The organism is Arthrobacter crystallopoietes BAB-32 (assembly GCF_000328305.2).
Lineage (GTDB): Bacteria > Actinomycetota > Actinomycetes > Actinomycetales > Micrococcaceae > Crystallibacter > Crystallibacter crystallopoietes_A.
Genome location: NZ_ANPE02000336.1, coordinates 1 through 2539, shown reverse-complemented (window position 1 = coordinate 2539; position 2539 = coordinate 1). Strand labels below are relative to the sequence as shown.

General features: G+C 69.8%; 3 protein-coding genes and 1 pseudogene. 1 reads left to right on the top strand and 3 read right to left on the bottom strand.

What is annotated here, in order from left to right:
* Positions 1-421, top strand: a pseudogene (locus tag D477_RS22940) (phosphatase PAP2 family protein); the annotation flags it as partial.
* A 39-nt stretch (positions 422-460) separates the two neighbouring features.
* Here the strand turns inward: D477_RS22940 and D477_RS20830 are convergent.
* The 3 genes from D477_RS20830 to D477_RS20820 all read right to left on the bottom strand — a co-directional run.
* Complete coding sequence (locus D477_RS20830; protein ID WP_005275576.1) at positions 461-1294, bottom strand: MBL fold metallo-hydrolase; 834 nt, start codon at positions 1292-1294, stop codon at positions 461-463.
* Between the two features lie 192 nt (positions 1295-1486).
* Entirely contained in the window at positions 1487-1693 is a 207-nt protein-coding gene (locus tag D477_RS20825; protein ID WP_052510873.1) for a hypothetical protein, read from the bottom strand.
* A 66-nt stretch (positions 1694-1759) separates the two neighbouring features.
* On the bottom strand, positions 1760-2539 hold a 780-nt coding region (locus D477_RS20820), incomplete at its 5' end, for a dihydrolipoamide acetyltransferase family protein (RefSeq protein WP_005275574.1).

The following is a 2539-nucleotide window of genomic DNA, read 5'->3' as shown; positions in this document are numbered from 1 at the left end:
GCCGTTCGCCGCGGCGGCCGGCGGGACGTACGCCGTGCTGGCCGGGGCCGCCACGCTGATCAACGGCTGGCACCGTCCGTCCGATGTGGTGGCCGCGTTCCTGGTCGCCGGGTTCTGGGCGCTGCTGGCCGGTCCGGCGGTGCTGCGCTCGGGCGACGGCTGGAACGAGTTCCGCGGGTACGGCAGCCACTGGGCCTCATCGACGCTGTGGCCGCGGCTGTGCTGGCTGCTCGCCGCGCTCGGACTGGCGCTGTCCGCCGGACTGTACTGGATCATTCAGCAGGTGGGCGCCGCCCCGGTGCCCGGCGACGGGCGGCTGCCGCTGTTCTTCTGGGCCGGCATGGGGCTGATCCTCGGCTGCGGCATGCTGCTGGCGGCGCTGCTGACCTGGCTGTTCAGCTCGCAGACCCGGCGGCGCTGACGCCCCGACTGCGGTCCGGCTGGCGGGGGCCGCAGCGCATCAGCGCGGCGGTGTCTGGAGGCGCTTGAGCAGCGCCCTCGACTGCACCGGGCCGTACGGCAGGATCGGAATCGCCTTGGTGGCATCCGCCGGCGACTCCCGGCTGGCCTGCTCCCCCTGCCGCACCGCCAGCGCCATGGTCTCCCACATACTGCGGACAAAGGCGTCCGAAACCGTCTGGCCGTGGCCGGGGACCAGCACGTCATACTGGTGCCGCAGGCTCGAGATGCGCTGCAAGGTCTCCACCCAGTCGCGCGGGTAGGAATCCTCGAAGGCCGGCGGCGCGCCCTGTTCCACCAGGTCCCCGGCGAACAGAGTGGACGGCGTGCCCACCAGCAGGTCGCCGTCGGTATGGCCGCGGCCCAGATAGAAGAGCTTGACCGGCATATCGCCCAGGTCCACGGTCAGTTCGCGGTCCACCGGCTTGGTGGGCACCCTGATCCCGGTGTGCGGTCCCTCTCCCGCCGCCATCTCCGGCTCGGTTTCGGCAACCAGTTCGCGCTGCAGCTTCGCTGTCTCCGCCATGTCGTGGGCGCAGTTGCGCTGGGCGTAGAACTGGTGGACGCCGTTGTCCGCGAAGTACGCGTTGCCGAAGATGTGGTCGAAGTGCGAGTGCGTGTTGACGACGACGAGCGGAAGCTTGGTCAGCGAGCGCACAGTCCGGTAGATCAGGCTGGCCTGGCGCGGTCCGGCACCGGTGTCGATCACCATCGCCCGCGTCCGCCCGATGACCAAGCCGGTGTTCAACAGGTAGTTTTCCGTACGGATGACATAGTTCCCGGGAGCAACCTGGACGTAGTCGGCTATGTCTGTGGTCTGTACGGTGTCACTCATGCTTGGCGGATACCTCCATTGGCGCCGGTCCTGGCGGCCGCGTCCTTGCGGCCCTGCCTCCTACCGTACCCCGGGCACGAGCGGCAGCACGCCGCCGGTGCGGGCCATCGGCAGCGACCGGGCAGGCCATTGTCAGAGGGCACGGCGCGGCCCACCGGCAGCCGGCAACAGAGGGACGGTATCCGGCGCGGATCAGTCCCAGATATAGCCCTCGTGGATCTGTCCGAAGGGCACGCGTTCATCGACCAGTGCCTGGATGTGCTGCGATCCGGCGCCGCGGATGAGGACGCCGTGGTCTCCTTCGGCCACGGACTCCTGGAACACCGGCCGCAGCGCGTCCGCCTCGTTCGGCTTCAGTTTCGCCAAGTAGGCCTCGTAGGCCTCGGGTAGAGGTTTCATGGCACAAGGGTAGACCTGCGGCCGCAGGCGGTACAGGGCCGACCGGACCGCCTGCGGCCGCGGCAGTTACAGTTCGGCGAGGATCCCGGCGGGATTCTCCATCGCGTCCGCCACGAACCGGAGGAAACCACCCGCCGCCGCTCCATCACACACCCGGTGGTCGAAGGACAGGGTCAGTTCAGTGACGCTGCGGACCGCGAGCGCTCCCTCCACGACCCAGGGACGGTCGATGATCCGGCCGACACCGAGGATCGCCACTTCGGGATGGTTGATGATGGCGGCGCTGCCGTCCACCCCGAACACCCCGTAGTTGTTGAGGGTGAATGTTCCGCTGGTCAGTTCCTCCGGAGTGGCTTTGCCGGAACGTACGACGGCGGTCAGCCGGCGGATCTCGGCGTCCAGTCCGCGGGCGCTGAGTTTGGCGGCATTGCGGATGCTCGGCACCATCAGGCCGCGGTCCGTCTGGGCGGCGAAGCCCAGGTTGACCCCGTCGAACCGGACGATCTCGTCGCCCTCGATCCGGGTATTGAGTTCGGGGAACCGCTCCAGGCCGGCGGTGACGAACCGGGCGATGAAGGCGAGCAGGCCGGGGGTGTTTTCCGGGTCCTTCTGCTTCAGTCCGGCGCGCAGTTCCAGCAGGGCGGTGGCGTCCACGTCCACCCAGACCGTCGCCTCCGGGATCTCCCGGCGGCTGCGCGCCATCGCCGCGGCGACGGTCTTGCGCACGCCGCGCATCGGCGTCCGGGAGAGGATGCCCAGGCCGGTCCGCGCGTCCTGGTTAACGGCGCCGGCCGGTGCCGCCGTCGCGGAGGCGATCGGTTCCGCGCCCGCCGGCGGTTCCGCCGC